General features: G+C 42.5%; 23 protein-coding genes and 1 tRNA gene. 13 read left to right on the top strand and 11 right to left on the bottom strand.

Translation table 11 applies throughout. The features are described 5' to 3' along the window. Window positions 1-3 precede the first annotated feature (3 nt). The gene (locus tag ABK01_RS04370; protein WP_253676362.1) at window positions 4-1749 is read left to right on the top strand and encodes an ABC transporter ATP-binding protein; all 1746 of its coding nucleotides are present in this window, start codon (window positions 4-6) and stop codon (window positions 1747-1749) included. Beyond that, entirely contained in the window at window positions 1743-3497 is a 1755-nt protein-coding gene (locus ABK01_RS04365; protein ID WP_253676361.1) for an ABC transporter ATP-binding protein, read from the top strand. Before ABK01_RS04370 ends, ABK01_RS04365 begins: the two co-directional genes overlap by 7 nt. 136 nt (window positions 3498-3633) lie before the next feature. Here the strand turns inward: ABK01_RS04365 and ABK01_RS04360 are convergent, their stop codons facing one another. Continuing rightward, window positions 3634-4602, bottom strand: a complete 969-nt coding sequence (locus ABK01_RS04360; RefSeq protein WP_253676360.1) for a helix-turn-helix domain-containing protein — start codon at window positions 4600-4602, stop codon at window positions 3634-3636. A gap of 246 nt (window positions 4603-4848) precedes the next feature. Here ABK01_RS04360 and ABK01_RS04355 point away from each other — a divergent pair, with 246 nt between their 5' ends. Further along, window positions 4849-4992 (top strand): hypothetical protein, encoded by a 144-nt coding sequence (locus ABK01_RS04355; protein WP_253676359.1) that lies wholly within the window; start codon window positions 4849-4851, stop codon window positions 4990-4992. A 218-nt stretch (window positions 4993-5210) separates the two neighbouring features. Then, the gene (locus ABK01_RS04350) at window positions 5211-8264 is read left to right on the top strand and encodes a TOTE conflict system archaeo-eukaryotic primase domain-containing protein (protein ID WP_253676358.1); all 3054 of its coding nucleotides are present in this window, start codon (window positions 5211-5213) and stop codon (window positions 8262-8264) included. A gap of 7 nt (window positions 8265-8271) precedes the next feature. On the opposite strand, the gene ABK01_RS04345 is transcribed toward ABK01_RS04350, so the two are convergent. The 6 genes from ABK01_RS04345 to fic form a co-directional block, all read right to left on the bottom strand. Then, on the bottom strand, window positions 8272-8505 hold the full coding sequence (locus ABK01_RS04345) for a hypothetical protein (RefSeq protein ID WP_230974598.1): 234 nt from the start codon (window positions 8503-8505) through the stop codon (window positions 8272-8274). A 51-nt stretch (window positions 8506-8556) separates the two neighbouring features. Then, window positions 8557-8928: a type II toxin-antitoxin system VapC family toxin gene (locus ABK01_RS04340; RefSeq protein WP_212566219.1), complete on the bottom strand. Its 372-nt coding sequence runs from the start codon at window positions 8926-8928 to the stop codon at window positions 8557-8559. Continuing rightward, the gene (locus tag ABK01_RS04335) at window positions 8928-9224 is read right to left on the bottom strand and encodes a hypothetical protein (protein WP_230974597.1); all 297 of its coding nucleotides are present in this window, start codon (window positions 9222-9224) and stop codon (window positions 8928-8930) included. The genes ABK01_RS04340 and ABK01_RS04335 overlap by 1 nt, the downstream gene beginning before the upstream one ends. A gap of 143 nt (window positions 9225-9367) precedes the next feature. Further along, on the bottom strand, window positions 9368-9910 hold the full coding sequence (locus ABK01_RS04330) for a hypothetical protein (protein ID WP_253676357.1): 543 nt from the start codon (window positions 9908-9910) through the stop codon (window positions 9368-9370). Window positions 9911-10094: 184 nt separating this feature from the next. Next, window positions 10095-10334 (bottom strand): PD-(D/E)XK nuclease family protein, encoded by a 240-nt coding sequence (locus tag ABK01_RS11800; protein ID WP_371922032.1) that lies wholly within the window; start codon window positions 10332-10334, stop codon window positions 10095-10097. 94 nt (window positions 10335-10428) lie between these two features. Beyond that, entirely contained in the window at window positions 10429-10998 is a 570-nt protein-coding gene (fic, locus tag ABK01_RS04325; RefSeq protein ID WP_253676587.1) for a protein adenylyltransferase Fic, read from the bottom strand. 582 nt (window positions 10999-11580) lie between these two features. Here fic and ABK01_RS04320 point away from each other — a divergent pair. From ABK01_RS04320 to ABK01_RS04310, 3 genes are read left to right on the top strand one after another with little or no spacing between them, the layout of a single operon-like run. Beyond that, complete coding sequence (locus ABK01_RS04320; RefSeq protein ID WP_212566539.1) at window positions 11581-12414, top strand: protein-ADP-ribose hydrolase; 834 nt, start codon at window positions 11581-11583, stop codon at window positions 12412-12414. After that, on the top strand, window positions 12398-13258 hold the full coding sequence (locus ABK01_RS04315) for an SIR2 family NAD-dependent protein deacylase (protein ID WP_253676356.1): 861 nt from the start codon (window positions 12398-12400) through the stop codon (window positions 13256-13258). The genes ABK01_RS04320 and ABK01_RS04315 overlap by 17 nt, the downstream gene beginning before the upstream one ends. 6 nt (window positions 13259-13264) lie before the next feature. Continuing rightward, window positions 13265-13699: an Rrf2 family transcriptional regulator gene (locus ABK01_RS04310; protein WP_212566215.1), complete on the top strand. Its 435-nt coding sequence runs from the start codon at window positions 13265-13267 to the stop codon at window positions 13697-13699. A 366-nt stretch (window positions 13700-14065) separates the two neighbouring features. On the opposite strand, the gene rny is transcribed toward ABK01_RS04310, so the two are convergent. Beyond that, window positions 14066-15607: a ribonuclease Y gene (rny, locus tag ABK01_RS04305; protein ID WP_044013731.1), complete on the bottom strand. Its 1542-nt coding sequence runs from the start codon at window positions 15605-15607 to the stop codon at window positions 14066-14068. A gap of 115 nt (window positions 15608-15722) precedes the next feature. Next, window positions 15723-18110 (bottom strand): tetratricopeptide repeat protein, encoded by a 2388-nt coding sequence (locus tag ABK01_RS04300; RefSeq protein WP_253676355.1) that lies wholly within the window; start codon window positions 18108-18110, stop codon window positions 15723-15725. A 352-nt stretch (window positions 18111-18462) separates the two neighbouring features. On the opposite strand from ABK01_RS04300, the gene lspA reads away from it, so the two are divergent. After that, window positions 18463-19008: a signal peptidase II gene (gene lspA / locus ABK01_RS04295; RefSeq protein ID WP_212566213.1), complete on the top strand. Its 546-nt coding sequence runs from the start codon at window positions 18463-18465 to the stop codon at window positions 19006-19008. Further along, complete coding sequence (locus ABK01_RS04290; RefSeq protein WP_212566212.1) at window positions 19009-19242, top strand: hypothetical protein; 234 nt, start codon at window positions 19009-19011, stop codon at window positions 19240-19242. 65 nt (window positions 19243-19307) lie between these two features. Here ABK01_RS04290 and ABK01_RS04285 read toward each other — a convergent pair whose 3' ends face one another. Both ABK01_RS04285 and ABK01_RS04280 read right to left on the bottom strand, forming a co-directional pair. Then, a complete protein-coding gene (locus ABK01_RS04285) occupies window positions 19308-20966 on the bottom strand; it encodes a hypothetical protein (protein ID WP_253676354.1) in 1659 nt (552 codons plus the stop codon). A 44-nt stretch (window positions 20967-21010) separates the two neighbouring features. Then, window positions 21011-21084: transfer RNA gene (locus ABK01_RS04280), tRNA-Ala, on the bottom strand. A 352-nt stretch (window positions 21085-21436) separates the two neighbouring features. Between ABK01_RS04280 and ABK01_RS04275 the strand changes: the two genes are divergently transcribed. The 4 genes from ABK01_RS04275 to ABK01_RS04260 are packed head-to-tail and all read left to right on the top strand — an operon-like array spanning window position 21437 to window position 23880. After that, window positions 21437-21835 (top strand): hypothetical protein, encoded by a 399-nt coding sequence (locus tag ABK01_RS04275; RefSeq protein ID WP_212566211.1) that lies wholly within the window; start codon window positions 21437-21439, stop codon window positions 21833-21835. A 3-nt stretch (window positions 21836-21838) separates the two neighbouring features. Then, window positions 21839-22231: a (deoxy)nucleoside triphosphate pyrophosphohydrolase gene (locus ABK01_RS04270; RefSeq protein WP_253676353.1), complete on the top strand. Its 393-nt coding sequence runs from the start codon at window positions 21839-21841 to the stop codon at window positions 22229-22231. 11 nt (window positions 22232-22242) lie between these two features. Beyond that, window positions 22243-22617, top strand: a complete 375-nt coding sequence (locus ABK01_RS04265; protein WP_253676586.1) for a hypothetical protein — start codon at window positions 22243-22245, stop codon at window positions 22615-22617. A gap of 60 nt (window positions 22618-22677) precedes the next feature. Beyond that, window positions 22678-23880 (top strand): coenzyme F420-0:L-glutamate ligase, encoded by a 1203-nt coding sequence (locus ABK01_RS04260; RefSeq protein ID WP_253676352.1) that lies wholly within the window; start codon window positions 22678-22680, stop codon window positions 23878-23880. Window positions 23881-23971 lie beyond the last annotated feature (91 nt).

Raw genomic sequence — 23971 nt, 5'->3', positions numbered from 1 at the left:
TCAATGCAATTTAAAGATTTTATGAAGGAACATATTCCGATTTATGGCGTTTCCGTGGCGTTGGCAATCGGGTCGGTTTTTTTCGGCCTTGCACCGTATTATCTGGTGTACCGGCTGCTGCTTGATATTGTGCAAGGCTGCAGTGAGCGGACAGTGCTGCAATATGCGCTGCTGATTTTTCTTGCGCTCTCGCTTCAAATTCTGATGCACTGTCTTTCGACTGCGATCTCGCATAAGACGGCGTTTTCCATTTTGAAAAAAATACGGCTTGCCGTCACGGAAAAGATGATGCGTATGCCGCTCGGCTACACGCAGACAAAGGGGAGCGGCTACTTTCACAGTTTGCTGATCGACAGCATCGAGCGGCTTGAATATCCGCTTGCACATGCAATCCCCGAAACGACTTCAAACGTGCTGCTACCGGTCAGTATTATTGCGCTGCTTTTCAGCTTTGATTGGCGGATGGGACTTTCACTATTGGTACCTGCGGGATTGACCTTGCTTTTCTATCTTCCGATGTATATCGGCATTATGAACGAGTTTGCCGCAACCTATTATACAATGCTTGAAACGATGAACGGGCGCGTTATCGAATATATTCGTGGGAATAAAGAAATAAAAATTTTCGGACGGGAAGATGCGGCGCTTTCAAAATATGACACCTCCATCGACGAGTATAAAACCGCAACGCTGCATCTTTATAACAGAATGTATATTGCCGCCTCCCCTTCAATCATTATGCTCTCCTCGCTTTTAGCGAGCGTGCTGAGCGTCGGCGGCTTTTTATACTGTGCCGGAAGTTTGAGCGCGCACTTATATTTATTTTCCGTGTTGGTGTCCGTCGGAATCGGTACATCTCTTTTAAAGTTCACGGAATTTATGGATAACTTTTATTACATTAAAAACGGCGAACGCCTCATCAACGAAGTTCTCTCTGCTCCTGAATTACAAGAACCCGATACAGCCGTCGGTGAAATACCGAATAACGAAATTGCACTGCATCATGTTTCTTTTGCGTATGAAGATGTGCAGGTGCTGCATGATATTTCACTTGTGTTCCCTGAAAAAACAAAGACTGCGATTGTCGGGCATTCAGGTTCCGGTAAAACGACCGTCGCTAATCTTATTGCACGCTTTTGGGATGTACAGGAAGGAAGTATAACAATAGGCGGTGTTGCGTATCGAGATTTATTTTTGGATCAGCTGATGCAGCGGGTCAACTATGTAACGCAGGACACCTTTTTATTCAACATGACAATTATGGAAAACATACGGCTTGGGAAGCCCGATGCATCCAATGAGGAAGTGATTGAAGCGGCAAAAAATGCATATTGTCACGAGTTTATCATTGCGTTTGAAAATGGCTACAACACGAGTGCAGGAGATGATGGTGCAAAATTGTCGGGAGGTCAACGGCAGCGGATTATTATTGCACGTGCTCTATTGCGAAACGCACCGGTGTTAATTCTTGACGAAGCGACCGCCTATGCGGATATGGAAAATCAGCAAAAGATACAAAAGTCGCTTGAACAATTGTGTAAAGATAAGACACTTATTTTAATTGCTCACCGGCTGTCGACGGTTACCGGCTGTGATCAAATTATCTTGATGAATAACGGAACGGTCGCGGCAACGGGAACACACAGCGAACTTTTGAAAACCTCGCCGCTGTATGCAAAGCTGTGGGACACACACGAGCAAAGCCGGAACTGGAAGCTGGAAAGAGGAAAGGGAAATACGCTATGTTAAAAACGGTAAGGGATTTTATTAAATTGATGGGCAGGCAAAAAAAGCAATTGTATGCGTCGCTCGTGTTAAGTTTTTTTGACGGCTGGCTGATTGTAGTTCCGTTGATGACCGCCTTTCATATTACTGCGCGGATGCCGGAATTTAATCCTGACGTTACGGAGACGTTAACGGCACAGGAACTGATTCGCTATTCGCTCGTTATGCTGGCAAGTATTCTTGCACGCATTGTGCTGCGCTATCTTGTTTCGTATTTCCGTTCGGGCGCGGGGTATAAGTGTATGGCGGAAGAGCGCAAAACGTTGGGGAAGGAATTGCGGAAGGTGCCGCTCGGTTTTTTTAATGAAAAGAATTTGGGCGATGTGGTTTCGACGATTACCTCGGACGCAGCGTTTTTGGAAATAGAAGGCATAGGTGTCATTGAAAAAGTTGCAGTCGGCATTCCGGTATTTGTCATCGCGCTTATGATCTGTCTTTCATTTGATTACCGTATTTTTTTGCTCGTGCTTGTCTTGCTCATCCCGACATGGTTTGCCTACCGATATCTTGCAACACGGCAGGATGCGCTCAAGCTAAACCGGCAAAAATTGATCGGGCAGGTAACGGAAGATACGATTGAATTTATCAAGGGACTTCCCATATTGAAATCCTACAATATGACGGAAAAACAATTTTCTAAAACACAAGGCGCTTATGAAAGATTGCGCGCATTTTCCGTACGAGGAGAATTTGTTCATATCCCACCGATGGGCATGTATCAATTATGTTTTCGGCTGATTACGACGGGAATTGTGTTTCTTTCCGGACTGTTTCTATTGCACAAGGACTTCGCATTTCCACAAGCCTTTTTATTGATGCTTGCCTCCTTCAGTCTTTTTACCGGCGCCGAAGCAATGGGGATATTCAGTATCTTTGCAAAGATGACGCAGCAGTCCATCGACCGGATGAATCAAATTAAGACAATTCCTAAATTAGAAGATATTTCCGGCACGGAAAAACTTGAGCGGTATGATATTTGTTTTGAGCATGTGGATTTTGCATACAATAAAACGCCGGTATTGCGAGATGTTAGTTTTTGCGTACCGGAGGGAACGACGACGGCTCTTGTCGGACTTTCGGGAAGCGGCAAAACAACGGTTACGAATTTGATTGCACGCTTTTGGAATATCCAGCCCGGGCATGGGGAGATCAGCATCGGCGGCAAAGCGGTAAAAATGCTGTCGTATGAAAACTTGTTGAAGAATATCAGTTTTGTATTTCAGGATGTATTTTTGTTTAATGATACCGTGCTGAACAATATCCGTATCGGACGACCTGATGCAACGATTGAAGAAGTCTGTGAAGCAGCGCAGCGTGCAGGCTGTGCGGAATTTATTGAAGCGATGGAAGATGGCTACGACACGGTTATCGGTGAGGCGGGCGCACGGCTTTCCGGCGGAGAAAAGCAGCGTATTTCCATTGCGCGGGCGCTTCTCAAGGATGCACCGATTATCCTCTTGGATGAGGTAACGGCAAATGTCGATGCGGAAAATGAGCAGCTAATTCAAACGGCTTTACAGGAACTGTTGAAAAACAAAACAGTGATTATGATTGCGCATAAACTTTCTACTATACAGAACGCGGATCAGATTCTCGTGCTGGAAAACGGAACAATCAGCGAGCGAGGTACGCATGATGAACTGATTGCGCAAAACGGACTGTACCGCAGGCTGTGGAATATTCAATATGAAGCGGAACGGTGGAGGATGTAAGGAGGCTGGCGCGACGGGTAATTTTATGATAATGGTTCATTACGTATACCGTAGATTGCCCTCTATACACAACTGTTCTGAAATATCCACTAAAGCATCTCAAAAGACTCGAGTGATATTTCTGCAGAACCGACTATTATCTTATAATGCCGCAAGCTCTGTTTAAACGATAATTCGACGGCAGCACACCTGTATAGTTTTTGAATTGAACGGAAAAACTTCCTGCATTTTTATAGCCGAGCCGATAGGCGATTTCCGCTACATAGAGATTACTCTGTACCAACAGTTCGCATGCCAATTCCATTCTTTTTTGCGTGATGTAATCGGAAAAACTTTGCCCCGTAATTGCTTTAAATACATATTTGAATTTTGAAACACTCATATACGCTTCGGATGCCAGTTCCGACAATAAAAAGTTCTTCGACAAATGAGCGTTCACATATTCCATAATCCTTGCAACAGCGTATCTATCGGAAACGGCAATCTTTCTGCCATCCGTATGGCGGAGCTCTTCCGCTTTTTGAATAATGATTGCAGTCAGTTCATCTATCTTACTTTTGAAAAATAATCGAGTAGAGATTTGACTGCCTTTGAAAATGCGGACACGGTTAAATATTGACGCAATTTCGGGAATAAAAACGCCGTGCGGAAACACCTGCAATTCCTTTTTCAAATCGACACCTTTTACGCCGAACTCTTTTTTCAGATACGTTTCATAATAATCCGGCAGCAGTTGAACACTGATCACTTTTGCAGGAACATCTTTTTTGATCACATACCGGTACCTGCGATTGTCCGGCGTATAGTCGATATACTGCATCCCCGCCGAAACATTTCCCTGCGGATAGCGCCGATCCGAATCGATGGAATCGTACTGCTGTATGGTGATGGAATCTTCCGTCGAAACGGAGTACTCAAAATCGCTGGTATATAAATGCTTAGCAATACAGATATTCGCATAAGAATCAAGCTCGTATACGGCGGTGAATCCCTTTCCGTATTCGGAAGAGAATTGATACGTGTTAAAATACTCGTTCGGCAACGCACTCTTTTTTGTGAGCATACTACCGGTATGTTCTATAAAGGTTTGATAGTTTTTGGTCAATTGTGATGGTATCTCCATTTTGTAAGAAAATTCATCTGTCAATAATTGTATGTATTATGCCGAAACTTTCAAGTTTATAAAATTCTTCATAAGGGAATCTCAAACGCAAAAAATCAACATACCCCGACGCGAGCATCGGGGTATGTTGTTCTCATAAGGTGGTTGCAGTCGGCTTTAATACCCTTCGTTACGACGCAAGCGTCGGGGTATTAAACCCTCCGCACGAATCAATCTCTGCTAAAAGATATGATTATCGCTGCCTTGAGTTCTGTTAATTTGAAAGAAATAACGGCAGACTCCGACGGTTTATATTCGGTTATCGTATTTCGGATGGTATGCGACTATTGCGAGAGCCTTATTAAAGGATGCACCGGTACTGCTGCCGGATGAGGAGACCTCCGCTTTGGATGTGGGCAGCGAGAGCACCGTGCTGGAAAACGGCGCAATAGCAGAAACCGCCCCCTCTGCTGAGGTCAAACACGCAGGAGGACTGTTCCAAAAGATGCTTTCCGTTAAAGCGCCTCTAAAAACCTTATCGGATTTATCTTAAAACCGAATAGTTCATTTATTTCCATATAGAACAGGCCGATATATAATTTGTACGCACAATGGCCGATATATCAACCGTTATTTTATCATATTTGGAAACACTTTCTCACGAAGAACTTATCGGATTGATACGTTCTTTTGCAATGGCGCATGAAGATATTCGGCTTCGCCTTGAAGAAAAAAGTACCGTGGTAATCGCAAAAAGGGAAGTTTCGGCAACGGCCGCACAGAAACAACAAATGCTGCAGACGATTCCTACGATGGATGTGCAAAATACATTAGAGCTTTCGACTCAGAAATCAGCGACAGCGGATACATTCACACCGTCACATCCGCTTGTTAATCGGAACAGCATGGCGCAGGAAAAAATCAATTTATATACATCGTTGTTTATCGGTCGGCAGGATGTCTTTGCGCTGCGCTGGTATAATGCAAAATCAAATAAAAGCGGCTATTCACCGGTTTGTGAGAACAAGTGGCAACGCGGGAAATGCGATATGAAAAAATATTCGTGCGCTGCCTGTCCGTTTAAACTTCCCGTTCCGCTCTCCGATCGGTATATTTTTAATCATTTGGTAGGAAAAGATACAGCCTGCCGCGATGTTATCGGATTATATCCGCTCATCGAAGGAGATGTATGCCGGTTGCTGGTATTCGATTTTGATTCGCATACAGGGAGTTCCGATGCGTGGAAAAAGGATGTGGCGGCTGTCCGTAAAACCTGTGCGCTATTTTCTATTCCCGTTTCGGTTGAAATATCGCGTTCGGGAAAAGGAGCTCACCTTTGGATATTTTTTAGTGAAAATATAGCCGCAAAACGTGCGCGTAATTTCGGAGCATTGATTTTACAGGCGGCGATGAATGAGCGACATTCGTTACCGTTTGAATCCTTCGACCGTATGTTTCCTAATCAGGATGCAATACCGAAAGGAGGCTACGGTAATTTAATTGCTTTGCCGCTACAGGGACAAGCGGTAAAAAATAAACATTCCATTTTTGTAGACGAAAATTTTATTCCATTCGATGACCAGTGGGCGTATTTAAACTCCATTAAAAAATTATCCGAAAAAGCCATGCGAGTATGCTGCAATGAAATTGCAAAAACCATACCGGAGTTTTTGCCGAGCGATGCTGATGACGGTGAAATCAATACAATCGGTGATAGTGTGAACCCCAACGCGGCATACAAAGTTCTTAAAACATCGCAGGGGAATCGGTTCAACAAGGAATTGCCGCAAAGCGTACTACTGACGGAAAAAGATTTTTCTTCGACAGTACACATTACAATTTCAAATCAAATCGAAATTGCAAAAACAGGAATCTCAGAACGGGCGCTGGGAATATTCCGGCGGACAGCAGTTTTCTTAAATCCGGAGTATTTCAAAAATCTTCAGATGCGTCTCCCGCTGTATAACATTCCGCGTTATATCGATTGTTCCGCAGAAGCCGGAAACGCCTTGTTGCTGCCGCGCGGTAATCTCAGTCAAATTGAGAAACTATTAGACGATTGTAATACGCCTTATGAAATTAAAGACGAGCGATATACGGGTACGTACATCGAAGTTAATTTTACTGCGGAATTATATGCAGAGCAAAATGCGGCTTTATGCGCAATGCTTAAATCGAATATCGGTATCTTATCTGCCGGAACAGGTTTCGGAAAAACGGTAACGGCTGCCGCGTTGATTGCAGAACGGAAAACCAGTACGATAATTCTCGTGCAAACGCACACGCTTTTAGAGCAGTGGAGAAAGGCAATCAAGCGATTTTTAAATTATGAAGCCGGAACAATCGCTGCAGGAAAAGATATGTCGACCGGAATTATCGACATTGCAATTATTAAATCGCTTACAGAGAAAAATTCGGATGCGGTAAAACCACGGCGACATATTTATGGTATGCTTATCGTGGATGAATGTCATCACGTTTCAGCTTTCGGAGCGGAAAATCTCGTAAAGAGCTTCCGCGCAAAATACGTATACGGGCTGACTGCAACGCCTATACGCCGTGACGGTCGGCAAAAAATCATCTTTATGCAATGCGGGCGTATTCTCTATGCGACAACGGCAAAGCAGATGAGTAAAACGCAAAACTTTGAGCATTATTTTATTCCCCGTTTTACGAACTTTCATATCGCTGCGGATAATACGGAAAGCTCAAAACATTCGATACAAAATTATTATTCCGAAATGATAAAAGCGGAAGCGCGGAATGCATTAATCGTTTCGGATGTGCAAACCGCTGTCAAAAATGGACGAACGCCGCTTATCCTGTCCGATAGAATCGAACATTTAAACTTGTTAAAAGAATATCTAAAAAACGCTGCGCTCCATGTTATCGTGATTACCGGTAAAGGGACGCAAAAACAAAAGAAAGAACAGCTTGAAACACTCAGACAAGTCCCTGCATCCGAATCGCTTGTCGTACTTGCAACAGGAAAATATGCCGGAGAAGGTTTTGACCATCCGCGGCTTGATACGCTTATGCTTGCAATGCCGTTCAGTTGGAAAGGTACGCTTGCACAATACTGCGGACGTCTGCATAGAAATTTTGCAGGCAAAGACGAAGTGCAGATTTTCGACTATGTTGATTTTCGTATTCCGGTTTTCGATCGTATGTATCAAAAACGGCTTAAAGGCTATAAGCAGCTCGGCTATACGATAAAGCCCACTTCCGATTTAGAGCTATCACAGAGTGAAACGTCAAAATTGTATTCCGCCGATGATTACAAAACCGATTTTATTCACGACTGCATTAACGCAAAAAACTCCGCCGTCATCTGTTCGCCGTATCTTTCAAGAACGGAAATACAAAAATTTCTACCGCTCGTACCGAAAATACTTTCAAGCGGATGCAAAATTTTCATAATAACAAGGCTGCATAAAGATGAAGAACGGCAAAAAAAGCAGCAGCCGTATATCGATATGCTTGCAGCGGCAGGGGCTTCCGTTTTTAAAAGAGAAAACGTTTCTCAACGGCTTGCCGCATTCGATGAAAAAATTTTATGGTACGGCAGTATCGATTTTCTCGGATATTCGGAAGCGGAAGACTGCAGCATCCGTATTTGCAATCCTGAGATCGCATCGGCCATTGAAGTCGAAATTATTAAATAATCTAAATTTAACCATGAAAAATGATGGAATCTTCCGTCGAAACGGAGTACTCAAAATCGCTGGTATATGAGTGCTTAGCAATACAGATATTCGCATAAGAATCAAGCTCGTATACGGCGGTGAAGCCCTTACCGTATTCGGAAGAGAATTGATACGTGTTAAAATACTCATTCGGCAACGCATTCTTTTTTGTGAGCGTACTACCGGTATGTTCTATAAAGGTTTGATAGTTTTTGGTCAATTGTGGTTTTCCCTTTGCTATAATTTTTCTCTATAAAAACCGTATAATGATCTATACCAAAATTAAATTCGGAATAAACTGAAAATCCTTAATATTCGCAGTATACAATGGTATATCCAATTCTAATGCTGTCGCAGCGATCAAGGCATCCGGAATCAAAAGACCGTGGCTTTTAGTATATCTTTCAATGAGCTTCTTTGCCTTTACAGAAATTGATTCAGAAATTTCCTCAATCTCAAAATCCGAAAAGGCTTTTTTTATGATGCCGACTTCCCGTTTATTAAAAGCTCCTACCATTAATTCCATATATGTAACGGAAGACATTCCCAAACCTTGTTTTCTATCTTGTTTAAGTTTTTGTTGAACACCTGTTTTTCCGCGAAGATAGTCTATAAGAATGCACGTATCACAAAGATAAAGCATTAAGAGCGCCCCCAAGCCTTGGTTCTTATTTCCTGAACAGAAATCTCTCTATCTTTCCATAAACCAAAGGCAGCGTCAAAGTCGGGGGCTTCTCTTTTATGAACTTTTATAGGGGTGTGTAAAGTTTGTACTATTTTATTAAGCAATCTGATTCTCTCGGTGTAAGAAAGCATATCAACTTGTGCTGAAAGTTGCTCAAAGGGTAGTGTTGACATATAAGAACCTCCATTTTTTGTAGTGTACCATATTTTATAAAAAAATTCATCTATGATAATTGGCAATAAGTTCAATTTCATTTTCAGTAGTGAACTTCTAAAAACCTTAGGCTTTAGAGGTTCACTTAAGCTTATTTACTTCAAGCGATTGATAATCAAAATGACATTGTTTTACATCGAAAACAGAGTTTTCCCGTTTGTCGGCTTTGAAAACGATATTATGCCTATTTTACTTTTAAAAATCTTTTCTTCACTCCAACTAGTAAATCTGTATAAAATTTTAGAAATTCATCAAGATTTTCTTTACCATTTAATGGTTCTATTTGTAGCCACACCCACTTATCATCTGCACCATCTATTTTAATTTTATAAACTTCTTCTAAAATTTTTTGATAGATTTTTTGATGTTCCTCAGAAATTTTCTCTTCATCATTTGTGAAACCAATTTGTAAGTTTCTGAATTGACCAAACACATATAAGTAATCTGAAGTTATATCATTTGTAATTACATATCCCCAACCATTAAAAGAAAAGCCCAATGGTTCAACAAAATTCTTTAATTGATCAGTTATAAATGAACTAACTATTGAGTTTTCTCCATTTTTGTCACCTGCAAAAACTTCAACTAAATCTTTTGCGGCCTTACAATTTTTTTCAGATGAATAAATGCTTTTAAGCAATTCTTTTTGATACTCCAACATCGCGACACTACCTCCCAAATGTCCAAGCAAAATTTTATATTGTTCTAGGTAAACTTTTGTAAGCATAACTTCTGGACTTGTTATATCTTTTGATTTAATAAATAATAAACAATCATCTAAGAATTTTACTAAACTCCCTTTCTTTTTATTACTATCTATAGCGCTGCGATATTTTAAGACCTTTCCATCAATTCCATTTTTTGCGTCTATTATAAGCTTGGTATAATCTTTAAATGATGAATGATAACTATCAATGTCCGAGAATTAATGTAAGATAAACGACCGTCATATCAACTTTGCTATTTTTTCTGAATTTTTGTTCCTGTATATATTTCATATACCTAACAATTTGATTCGGCTGGTCAGGAGCATAATTTAATTTATTTTCTATAATGATTGCTTGGTTATATAGATTTGTTATCAACAAATCTATATAACCCTTTTTCTCTTCATGGCCATCCCATACAGAATTATATTCTTCCTTTGAAATTTCGATCTTTTATTCCATCCAGCATGCCCCAAGTATACTCCTTTTTGGGATATATAGCAAAGATATGTAGCAAATATTCAGAAAATGGTGCATATTACTCCGCTTCTTCGTAATAATAGGAATAATCAATCCCTTTCATAAACATTTCGCGGTCATTGATTTTGTCCGTCAGAGCATTTTGCAGCAAAACCTTTATTTTGCTTGAGTCGATTACGCTTTCCGCCATAGCTTCCAGATACTCTCTTTTATTGATTTTGCTCCAATCGATGCACTTTTTTAATGTACGCTTGAGAATTAAATCCAGCCATATCCTTGTTGTTCTCCCGTTACCTTCACGGAAAGGATGGGCGATATTCATCTCGACATATTTTTCTACGATCTGTTCAAATGTTGTATCAGGCATTTTCTCTATTCCGGCAAGATTTTGTTCAAGGAACTCTGCTGCCGCAAACTGAAAATCGCCTTTTGAAATATTCACGGTTCTTATTTTACCGGCAAAATCATAGAGCCCTCCAAAAAGGTAGGCATGAATCTGTTTCAAACCTTTGACAGTTCCACCCTCAATACTATCCAGCAGCGAACTTTCAAAAAGCGCGTATGCCTTTGTTTTACTTTTTGCATCTATTGTTTCCTCAGAATAGGTAAACCACTGGATAAACGGCACGGATTTATTATTGGGAAAATTTTTTGCAAGCTCTATCACCTGATTGTAATCCATTACATCCGATTTATATTTTTTCCCATCGGCAGCAGTTAATTTCAGTTGGGTAGTAGCACTAACCAACTCAAGATTTTCTTTTTTCAGTTTTGCTTTTAAGTATTTCCAGTAGTTACGGTTCTTTTCGTATTCATGCTGTTCATTTAGAACACCGATGATATCAAGCACACTAAACCACCATTTGGACTGTTCTTCATCCCAAACGGCGCGAACTTCCGTATCATTAAAAAATCTAATCGATATTTTATCCATCTTGTTCTTTATGAGTCAAACAGCGTTAATATTTTCATAAAAAAACAAGAAGTTCTATTGACATTACAACAATTTTGTTGTATATTGATGTTGTAATCAGATTGAAACAACAATCGGTTACAAACTAATATACATGGGACCCGTTAAACTCAGGATTAATTCCGGGGCTTCCCAATCGGCGGAATACGCGCCGGATGGAGGTTTGGTTTTTATGAAGGTAGCAGTAATTTGTTCAAACGAAAAGGTTGGAAAACTGGTTGTAAAAGAAGGTGAATGATGACACAGACGGAACGGCGGCTTTTCATGATTGAATATCTCCTTGCTGAACATCCACAATATGGTAATATGCAGATTCCCGAAAGTGAAACGGAACAAAAACAGCTTCTCCGCTCTCTGGTGAATGTACGCAAGGCTCTTCCGGCCAGTGAAGCATTTTTGCGTGTGCAAGATGAGTATTTGCAAGAAGAAAATACCGCGCGCGGAATTACCGAGCTTGCCGACTTAAAACCGGTTACCGCACGGGGCAATGGAGATTTGTATGTATGGCGCGGAGATATTACGACACTCAAAGTTGACGCAATCGTGAATGCAGTAAACAGCGGAATGACCGGCTGCTGGCAACCCTGCCATGCATGCATCGATAACTGCATTCACACTTTTGCAGGAATCCAGCTCCGTGCTGTGTGCGATGCCATGATGAAAAAGCAAGGGCATGCAGAGCCAACCGGTCAGGCAAAAATCACTCCTGCGTTTAATCTGCCGTGCAAGTATGTACTGCATACGGTTGGCCCGATAGTAGATGGGGAACTTACTCAAACTGACTGCGATTTGCTTGCATCGTGCTATACTTCTTGCCTTGATCTCGCACAAGCTGCCGGTATTTCCTCAATCGCATTCTGCTGTATTTCCACCGGTGTATTCCGCTTTCCGCAGGAAAAGGCTGCGGAGATTGCCATCGCTACGGTTAAAAACTGGAAAGAAAAAAACGAGCTCGCAATGTTAAGATCGGACGCAGCAGCGGCAGCTGATAGCATAAAAGTGGTGTTTACTGTGTTTACTGAAAAAGATGAACATATTTACAAAAGGATTTTATATGACAGAGGCGATTGAGCAATTAAAACAACTGCTTGAGGAAACGGAACCCATTGTTATCGGCGCAGGAAGCGGACTTTCCACTTCGGCAGGGTTCACCTATTCCGGTGAGCGGTTTGAAAAATACTTTTCCGATTTTGCGGCAAAATACGGTTTTCAAGATATGTATTCGGGTGGTTTTACTCCTTTTACGTCACTTGAAGAACGTTGGGCATACTGGAGCCGCTATATTATGATAAATCGTTATATGAATCCGCCAAAACCGGTTTATACTCATCTACTTTCGCTTGTGCAAGGCAAAGATTATTTTGTGCTTACCACAAACGTTGACCATTGTTTTCAAAAAGCGGGTTTTAATAAAGAGCGGCTCTTTTACACACAAGGCGACTACGGGCTGTTCCAATGCAGTGAACCGTGTCATCAAAAAACATACGACAATGAAAAACAAATCCGCGCAATGTGGGAATTCCGCCGCGAGATGAAAATCCCGTCAGCGCTTGTGCCCTATTGTCCCGTTTGCGGAAAACCGATGAGTATGAATCTTCGCGCAGATGATACTTTTGTTACCGACGAGAGCTGGCACAGAGCATCAGATCGCTATACCACATTTTTGCAAAGCCGGAATATAGTACAAACGACTCAACAGGGGGGAGATGGAAAAGTCTTATTCCTTGAGCTTGGTGTTGGAAGAAACACCCCCGGAATTATAAAGTATCCGTTTTGGCAAATGACGGCACGAAATCCGAACGCGCGGTATGCTTGCATCAATTTTGGGGAAGCGTTTGTGCCATACGAAATACAAGAGCGCGCGATCTGCATCAATGATGACATTGGCAAAATTTTGCAGGAAATAGTACAATAGCAGAATATGAAAATCAGTGTTCGTTTTACAGCAGCGGTACATACGCTTTTGTGTATTCAGTATTTTGAAAAAGATATGCGCGTTACGTCGGATGTTATTTCCGCAAGCACGGGCGTAAACGCTGTTATTATAAGGAAGATTTTGCTGCAGCTGCAAAAAGCGGGGCTGGTGAAAACTGCGGCAGGGGTCGGCGGCTCGCACTTGGCAAAGTCGGCAGATACAATCACACTGCTCGATGTGTACAACGCAATCAATGAAGGCGAAGAAGAGCGGGATATTTTTAATTTTCACCCTAAGCCGAATCCCAAATGTCCTGTGGGAAGCAACATTCATCGTGTGCTTGATTCTGCATTAGAAGATGCCCAAAATGCAATGAAGGATTCGCTTAACAAAACAACAATTGCCGATTTAAGCATAGATTCTAGGGGAAGTGTTCCTTAAAATGCAATAGTTGAGAGAATGTCAATTCTCGAAGACTGTTGCATTTGTGCGCGGAATGCGCATACGTAAATAAGCGACATCGTCAATTTACACCATCCGTAGTGTAAATTGACTTGCGAGTTTTACAAAAATCTGATTTTTGTAAAACGTCGTTGTTGTTTTATGTGCCCGCCATCCTGAGACGGTTCTGCGCAAACTCGAAGTGTTTTTCAGCGGCACCATCTGTACCGCTGAAAATAGACCTACGATGCGAGAACATCGCATTTCAAGGTAACCTGTTCAGAAAGGCGAGTTTCCTAACAGGTTTAATAATAAAAAAGCCGTTCCTACACGAAGAACGGCTTTTGACGACCTCTTTTACGGTTGCTATCGTGCGTATTCGATAATACGTGTTTCGCGGATGAGCGTTACCCGAATACGGCCGGGATACTTCAGATCGTTTTCAATCTTTTTCGCAATATCTCTGCCCAAGGCCTTCACTTCTTGGTCGGGTATCTTTTCATTGTTTACCAATACCCGCAGCTCACGACCTGCTTGGATTGCATACGCTTTTTCGACGCCTTGGAACCCTTCTGCAATTGCCTCAAGGTTTTCCAGCCGCCTGACATAGTTATCCATCGTTTCGCGGCGGGCGCCCGGCCGTGCAGCGGAAATGGCATCGGCAATCTGCACCAGTATGGATTCCACACAGGACGGCTCAATATCGTTATGGTGTGAACCGACCGCATTGACGATACGCGGATCGAGGCTCATCTTCCGCGTCATCTCCATACCGACTTCGGCGTGGTTTTTGTCGGAATCCGCTTCGGCGCCCTTACCGATGTCGTGCAGTAAGCCGCCGCGTTTTGCGATTTCTACATTCGCGCCGATTTCTGCGGCAAGCGTACCCGCCAAAATAGCGACCTCTTTGGAATGCTGCAATACGTTTTGTCCGTAGCTCGTTCTAAAATGCAGGCGGCCGAGCGCACGCACCATTTCCTGTCCCATATCGTGAATCCCGAGGTCAAAGAGCACTTTTTCCCCTTCTTCATACACGGTCTGCGAAATTTCCCGCGTAACTTTTTGCACGATTTCTTCAATCCGTGCAGGGTGAATCCGGCCATCTAGAATAAGCCGCTCCAATGCAATACGAGCAATTTCTTTCCGCACCGGATCGAAACAAGAAATAACCACCGCTTCAGGCGTATCATCGATAATAATATCGACGCCGGTCAAGGTTTCCAGCGCACGTATATTGCGCCCTTCACGCCCGATAATCCGCCCCTTCATTTCATCACTCGGCAAGCTCACCGTAGAAACGGTTATATCGCTTGTTGTCTCCGTCGTCAGCCGCTGAATGGTCGTAACCAAAATATCACGCGCTTTTTTTTCAGCGGTAAGATTCGCTTCTTCTTCTATTCTATTGATAAGAACCTGCGCATCCTTTTTCGCTTCATTGGCAAGGCTTTGTATAATCAAATCCTTGGCCTGCGCCTGTGTCAAACCGGAAATCCGCTCCAGCTCTTCCTTATACCGTTCTTCCTCCCCATCCAAGACTTTTTCACGTTCGTCAAGCGCATCCTTCCGCTCAACGAGTTGCTTTTCATTTTTTTCTGCCAATTCCAGCCGTTTATCCAGCTGTTCTTCTTTCTGGGTTAAGCGGCGTTCCATCCGTTGAAGGTCGCTTCTCCGTTCGCGGTTCTCTCGTTCTTGTTGATTTCTTTCCCGAATAAGTTGTTCTTTTGCCTCAAGAAGAATATCCTTCTTTTGAGCTTCAGCCTCTTTTATAGCCTCCTGTAAAACCCGCTCTGCACGCTGTTCAGAAGCAGATAGTTGAAATCTGGCATACAGCCAGCGAATCGTCCATCCAAGAATTAAACCGATAATTACGAGAGCAATACACACGATCACCATCATGATTCCAGTCATGTTTGCTCCTTATAACAGTAAATAACTGTCATCTTAAACTTTATACTGAATACCTTAAAATGTCAATAATTTTCTATTTGACATATTTAACATCGTTTTTATCAGGTTGTTCCTCTTAAATCAATTTATTTTTTTGCGCAGCGGCGTAGAGTTTTGCATTCCATACATTACGGAAAATAAACTTATCACGCACCGTATTCTCCGTCATCGTGTCCATACAGTTTTGCAGCGCTTTAAACGAACGGCTTAAATATCCGTTTGCGCTATCGGATGTATTTCCTTCTCTACGGAGGAGCGCATCGTAACAAAGATACGAATATATCGAAGCGTACATATCATGATTTTTAAGCGCATCCCGTGCGGTATCTTCAAGCTGTTGAATATACATTTGGGCTGAATCTTCCAGCGCATTGAACGCAAGCCGGAAACGATAATAGCTATCCATAGCGGTATAAAACACCTGTATTGCCGACTTACCGTACAAATTTCCCCAGACAAACTCTTCAGCAAGTGCAAAACCACTTTGATACGGCTCAAGCACAGCGGTAAATGTTTCGGAACTCACTTGTATCTGCTCACGCTCGTCACGAAGAATGGGAGCAAGCAAAAATGATTCGATGAGAAACAAGATTGCATCAGGCGATTTATCAAGGTTTGCAATGAGTATCGGCTGTGCCTTACTTGTTTGCCCTTTTTGGGATAATGCCCTTGCATACCAAATTCTACAAAGGGGCGCCCATTCTTGGAAGTGCTTCGAAGCTGCTTTTTCAGCCTCTTGAAATAAAAGCTCCGCTTTGCCGTAGTCCCCTAACTGCAATGCGACTCTTCCCTGCATAAATAAGCACGGTATCTTTTTAGGTTGTTCAAAATAACGCTCTGCATCCTGTAAGAGGCGATCGAGAAAATTTTCAGCAGTATGTAAATTATTCTGCAAAAAGCAACTGATGCTGAGGTTAAACAATGCTTCGCATATAAAACTACTGTCGTTCAGCAATTCGGCAATATCAAGAGCATATTGAAAATAGGTTACGGCATCTTCTATTTTATTTTGAGACAAATGCAGAAATGCTACACAGGAAAGGGCACGGTATTCTCCTGCAGGAAAGGCATGCGCTTGAACGGAGCTGACCGCTTTTTTGACCGCATAAACCGCTTCGTTAATATTTTTTTGCTTACTGATTTTTAATGCTTTTTGATAGCTTTCAAGAGCAGAAAAAAAGACTGTAGACTTAAAGGGACTGATATCAATCCGAGGAATTTCTTTATCTGAATACTTGTGGAAGAAATAATGCAGCATAAATTGATCTTCCGGAACAAATTGAAGCGTACCAAAAATATCTTTCAGGTTTTCATCGGGACATAACATCCCCGTTTTATATTTATCCCATAGGAAATCAGCTATATACTGTTTAGCCTTATTCTTTTCTACTCCGAGCCGCTGCTCTAATCGCTCGACAGCGTAGGGGCTTACCGAATGCATATCGTTTTTTACTTCGGTAATACCGACTGCATACATCCATTCATACAAACTCGTAATAAACGAGGGGCTTTTATGCAGCAAAAGAAAAAACTCCGGTATTTCATCGTCAAAGATAAATGATGGCGCATATATCGTAAGATAGGCAAGTTGTAAGAAATCACCTGATAAGCCGTCAACCGAAATTACCTTTTCCGACATAAGTTTGGAGTGAGCGGTAATGGGAAGTACATTGATCAGATAATGTGCCGCCTCTGCATTTTTTTCGGTATATATCACGGTTAATTCGGTGGCATGATAAGTTTTTACAAAGACCTGAAAGTAGAGGCGTGTATATAATAAAAATGCGTCAATAAAATAATCAGGATAATCGGAGCAAAATCGGTTTCGACGGAAATAATACTGCACATGTTGAGCTTGCTCGTATTGAGCCTGTTCGTCTTTCGAAAGCGCTGCCGTTATCGCGTGCTCGGTAAGCGGATGGACAAGCATAAAATGATACACCGCATGTATCCACGTACCGGTATTCGAGAGGTAGATACGATATTGGGCTTCCGCTGTTTCGGTGTGATCCGTTTTCGGTACGATAAAATTAGCGCTGTAGTAGAGTTTAACTTTAGGCACATATTCGAACCGGATATAGGCTTTCAAAAGCCGTTCCGCTTGTGCGGAGGCAAAAAAGCTGCGACTCGGCATAAGGATGCCCCTATAAGCGGCAAAATGATCTGCAATGGCATCGTCAGAATCCGTTTCTTCACAGCAATCGATAATAATCCGGTAATCTACAACTCGTCTTTTATAAACACGCAGCAAATCTGCTAAATTTTGCAAAAATAAATTGGCGGAAAACGCCGGAGCAACTTCGCGGCTGCTGAAGCGGTAAATCGAGGCGCAGGAAACTTTAAATGAGGAAGCACCGTTTGCTTCAGCCGATTCCACGACGGCATTCAATAATTTTTGTATTTCAAACGGAGCAATTCTCATTAGCTGCCGTTCATAGGGAATTTCAAAATAGATACAAATCATAACGCCCTTCCTTATTATGTATCGGCTTTTTTCCAAATCCGATAAATTAGGTAGCATTATGCGCTTCAATGTTTTTGGGAACGGGGATGTCTCAAAAGTTGGTTACTTTTTCGACATCCCCGCGAAATTTTAGAAAAAATTTCGCACAGCTTATTTCAGGAGAAAGGCAACAGCATCAGACAGATATGTTCAATGCCGCAGAATAATAGGCTGGGAGACCATTTGAACCGCGAAGAGGTTCAACTCTGGTTGAACAGCCTATTATTCTGCGGAGGCGTAAAAAAAACACTCTAATGCTGGTTGCCTTTCAGACTTTGTAGACCTTTCGGAAAAAATCTACTATACTATGCGGATGAATATCAAAAACAGACGAGATTACTTTTTACCGCTTATACTAACCTTTGCGGTTATTGCACTTGATCAACTAACTAAATGGCTGATTGTTAAATCGATTGATCCGTGGTCTGTGGGGGCTTCTTTTTTCGGGGACCTGATACGAATTGTCTGTGTTTACAATACCGGTGCAGCGTTCAGTTTCGGAAGCGGACTTTCCTCCGTTATGCGTTTTGTCGTAATAGCCTGCATCCCCGCCTGCTTTATTGCCGGTATTTGCGTACTCTATTTTAAATCGGAATTTCCACGGGAACAGCGTTGGTTTTTAAGCGGCATTATCGGCGGCGGAATCAGTAATTTACTCGATCGATTTTTTAGAGCGGAAGGCGTTGTGGATTTTATCGACGTTAAATTTTTCGGTCTTTTCGGTTTGGAACGTTGGCCGACATTTAATATCGCAGATTCCGCTATTGTGGTATGCGGAGTGGGTTTATTCGTTGCACTGCTCATACAGGAAGGAAAGGGCAAAAGCAAAACTCCGGCAGAGCCGAACAATGGGGAATAAATGCGGAATATTATTCTTTTTTTAATTATCGGGACATTGGTAACGCTCGTACTTATTGCCGGATGCAGCGCAGTATGTGCTGCAATCATTATTTTGCTGGCAAAATTCGTGAATGAACGTATTTTTGCAGCGCTGCCTTTTGCAGTTATTGCCGGTATTGTATTATCGTTTTTCTTTTATGGTAAAATTATGAAGAAGATAATGAACAAATACGGATTAAATAACAAAAAATAAGCCGCAAAAACAAGAGAAAGTGCTGATTAAATGTGCTCCTCGCTTTGATCAGCACTTCCAAAGGATTAATAGCCGTCGGACATCTGACGGTTTAAATCTTTTTGGCACAGCTCTTGATAAACAGGAGCTCGGGTTTTCAGCTCTTCTTTAACCGCCTTGCTGAACGGCATATAGCGCCAGAATACATTCCGTACTTCCCTATCAAGCTTCTGTATTCCTTCGCTTTCCTTAGTCATCCAGATTAAGTAATCTTCGATAAAGTATTCTTTTACGTCGCCTTTCAGTTTTTGAGCTTGGAACCATTGATAGTAATTACCGGTTAAACCTTCTTCCATCCAATAGTATGATGCCTTTTCCTTTGCGACCTGCCATCGAAGGTCAGCGGTAGCCGTTAAAAGTGCATTTTTCAAATTTTTTGTATACATCGGAATGGCAATGCGTCCGCGGCTGGTTACGCGATTATACCGATCGAAGGGTTCCCAACAAAAACCTATATCGCCATAAGAGGGAATAAGCACCACGAACGGAGGTATTCTATTCAGCTGAGAGCGGTACTGGCGGCAATACGCTTCGCAGTCAATACTTTCAATCCAGCGCATAATCTCCAATACGTTTTCTCTAATGCCGATTTCATTTGGTGTACAGCGGAAGAATTCGCGCGATAAAATAGGAAAGTGATTTCCTTGCCGTCCGCAGGTCATCTTAACCATTTGCCGAACGGTTTCCAGCTCCGTATTTACATCGGAGACATTCAGCTCACCGTCACCGCTGATTTCAATTTTTTCACGCAAGGAGCGGACATCTTCATCTACACGATGATACTCATTCAAAAAGTTCGTTAGCTCTTTATCCAGTGCAAGGATTCGCCTCAGATTATCGCCTAAATCGCTTACATTGCGCTTTTGCGTTTCAGTAAAAGGCGCTTTTATTCCTGCAAAACCGGCAATGTTGTCATGTACAAACAGCTCATGGATTTGATTTTTTACCAATTCTTCCGCACTGGAGCGTTCATCCGATTTGGCACGAAGCAAATTTTCCGCACTTTGCAATTTTCCCTGCGCCTTATTAAGCAGTTGCTGGAAATGAGTCGACATATTCTTTTGTTTTGTCCGTACCTCATCAGTGGAAGAAGGATTAATCAATCCGACGGCAATATCATGGAACCACTCATCAAGGTAATAAATAGGCTCATTATAAGGATTTTCATCGATAATCTTTGCAAACGTATCTTTTTGTTCAGCGGTTAAAAGTGTCGGCAAAATGAGTCCGTACCGTAACGCATACTTTTTTTCGATTGCGGATTCGTCTGTCGGTAATTTTAACACAAGTACGGAAATAAACTGCCAATAATTTGTGACAAGTTGCTGCCGGTATACAGTACGGTCTTTTTGATCGCGTGTGGTAAGATATTTTGTGAGCGTATTATGCAAACGTTGAGAAGGTTCACCGCAATTTCTTAACACTTTTTTATAAAAATCCGCCGAATCAAAATAGGTGTGCGGAGTATCATTATAAAAACGTTTAACTTTGGGGAACTCTTTAATGGTTAGGTCAACTCTGGCAGGACTCGGCTCCGAACTGCCGGAAGCTTGAGGTGAAGCTGATAGAAGAATATCGTCGCCGATATCATCGAAGAGATCAAGAGACGGAGCAGAAGCAGAAGGCGCTACAGGAATATCTTCCAACAAGGCTGCAAGCTCAGGATCAAGATTTGATATATCCATACGCGGTTCTATGCCTACCTTCTTTTTATTTTATCGGGATTATTTGGAGGTGAGGGGAATTGAACCCCTGACCTCTTGCATGCCATGCAAGCGCTCTAGCCAACTGAGCTACACCCCCAAAAAGCAACAGGGTAATTATGAAGGAAATTCCATTTTAGGTCAACCCCTCGATTCTGATGTGCTGCATTCCTTTTGTGCAAAATTTTAGATAAAATTTTGCACAATCTTTTTCAGAAACACGGTAAACGCATCAGACAAGTAAATCAAATTCCGCAGAATAATGAGGCATGACAAGCATTTGAGCCGCCAATCGGCGAAACTCTGCTTGGATAGCCTCATTATTCTGCGGGACTGGTAAAATGACCGACTGATGCGTTTACCCTGACAAATGCTTCGTTATGAATTGCTTTTTTTTTATAAATACGATATTCTGTATAAAAGCGCTTATTATGCGTTATGGGAGCACATATATGTTACCTTTCTATTTTCTTTCTGTTACCACAAACCTTATGATGGGGGGAATTTTACTCCTTTCCGCAAAAGACAAAGAGGAATTCAATATCAAATACCCTCTTTTAAACGATCCGACATTTTTACTGGTGCTTCTGATTTTTTCGGGAATCTCGGCCGTATTTAAACTTCTCAGTCCCGTCGCAGGGAATACACCGTTGGTCGGCGATATTATCCCCGCGCTTTCGGGCATTCTCGGCTGTATCGTATTCTTTGAGCGTTGGATTAAAGCCTCTGAAAATCAGCTGACACTGCCGCCGTTCTTAACCCGTATTCTTAACTTTGAACAACCGATAGGTTTCTTCTGCCTATTTGCCGGTGTTACCCACCTGCTTTTTTCGCAGGTACTGTTCTTATAGCCTATGCGCCAATCGGTAGTAGGTATCGTCCGTAAGGATAATAAGTTTCTGCTGGGCTTGCGGACACCCGGCGGCGATGTCGGAGAACATTGGGAATTTCCGGGGGGAAAGTGCGAAGCAGGCGAAACACACGAGCAGACATTAATCCGCGAGTATGAAGAAGAGCTTGCCGTTAGCATATCCGTCGGTCGGTTTATTGCGCATAAACATTTTCAAAATGAACACCGTAATTTCGACCTTTTTGCTTACGAAGTGCTCTTGCCGGAAAATCAAACGTGTGTTTCTTCCGTACACTCCGAATTAAAATGGTTTTTACTTGATGAACTGCAGAACATCCCGATGGTGCCGTCTGACGCGCTGTTCATTCCCGAGCTTCGGATATTTTATCAGTTATAATTGTGAAAAATATGATACGAAGCGGCTTGGGCGCCGTATACTGCGTTGTTATGCTGTGTCTTTTTTCCTGTTTCTTCTCTTGCACTAATCGCACAACGCTGGATTCTGTTATACTGCCGCCTGATTCAGCTGTAAATGACGCCGACCGCTTTGCCGTTATTGTCGAAACCTATATCTCATTAAAAGATAGCCCTGGAGCAAATGGTATCATCGTCAACCACGCACGGCGGAAAGAAATATACGAAGTAACGGGGACGCAATTCGTATCGAAAGATTCGGAGAGCGAACTGTGGGTGCATCTTACGGACGGCTGGCTGCAACGCTCCTTTGTAGAGTTATATCCGAGCAGGGCAAAAGCCGAAACAGCCGCAGCCCGATTAAAATAAAACGAAAAGATACTCTCAGTAGCCTGTTGTGTTCTGATGAGTACCCTAAGGAGAAAAATTATGCCTCAGAAGATCGGAACGGTTTCGCGGGGATTGATAGCGCCCATTGTACATGCAGGAGATGATATTGCTGCAATAGCGGTAGATACGCTCTTGTCGGCGGCGGAAACGGAAGGTTTTTCCATCCATGACCGAGATATCCTTGCTGTAACGGAATCCGTTGTTGCCCGTGCTCAAGGGAACTACGCTTCTACCGACCAGATCGCCGCCGATATACGGGAAAAATTCGGAAATGAACACATCGGTTTGGTGTTTCCTATCCTGAGCAGAAACCGTTTTGCAATCTGCTTGGAAGGTATCGCAAAAGCGGGAAACAGGCTGACGCTTGTGCTGAGCTATCCTTCCGACGAGGTGGGGAACCGGCTGATGGATCTTGATACGGGAAAAGCGGAAGCGGTAAATCCATGGCAGGATACGTTTACGGCGGAGGAATTTACGCAGCGCTTCGGGGCATATAAACACCCGTTTACCGGCATCGATTACATTTCTTTTTATACCTCAATCATCAAAAAATACAATGCACAATCTTCTATTTTATTGGCAAATGATCCATGCGCTGTTCTTTCCTCAACAAAATACGTGCTTGCCTGCGATATCCACACACGGGAAAGTACAAAACGTCGGTTAAAGGAGCACGGGGCAATTTGCGTGTACGGTCTTGATGACGTGCTTTCAAAGCCGATCAACGGCAGCGGATATAACAGCGAGTATGGACTGCTCGGTTCAAATAAGGCAACCGAAGATTCCATCAAGCTCTTCCCGAATGATTGCCAAGCACTGGTAGAAAAAATTCAGCACATGCTTAAAGAAAAAACCGGTAAAACGGTTGAGGTGATGGTATACGGAGACGGAGCCTTTAAGGATCCCGTCGGAAAGATTTGGGAGCTCGCCGATCCTGTCGTTTCCCCCGGCTTTACCGCAGGCTTATCCGGTACGCCACATGAGGTAAAATTGAAATACCTTGCGGACAACAACTTTAAAAATTTGTCCGATAAAGAGCAGTACCAAGCGATGATTACCTACATCAGCGAGCATAAAAAAAATGCCTTTTCATCACAGATTGATCAAAAAGAAGCCCAAGGAACCACTCCCCGTCAATTAACCGACCTCATCGGTTCGCTGTGCGACCTTACTTCCGGCAGCGGCGATAAAGGAACACCAATTATTTTTATTCAAGGCTATTTCAATAAATTCGGCGAATAAGGAAAAGTGCTGATTAAATGAGCTCCTCGCTTTAATCAGCACTTCCTAAGATACTGAAAAGCAATGTCCTGTAGCGCCCTGTTATTCCCCG

Origin of the sequence: Treponema sp. OMZ 305 (genome assembly GCF_024181325.1) — a bacterium.
Classification (GTDB): domain Bacteria; phylum Spirochaetota; class Spirochaetia; order Treponematales; family Treponemataceae; genus Treponema.
This window is presented reverse-complemented; position numbering and strand designations above follow the sequence as displayed.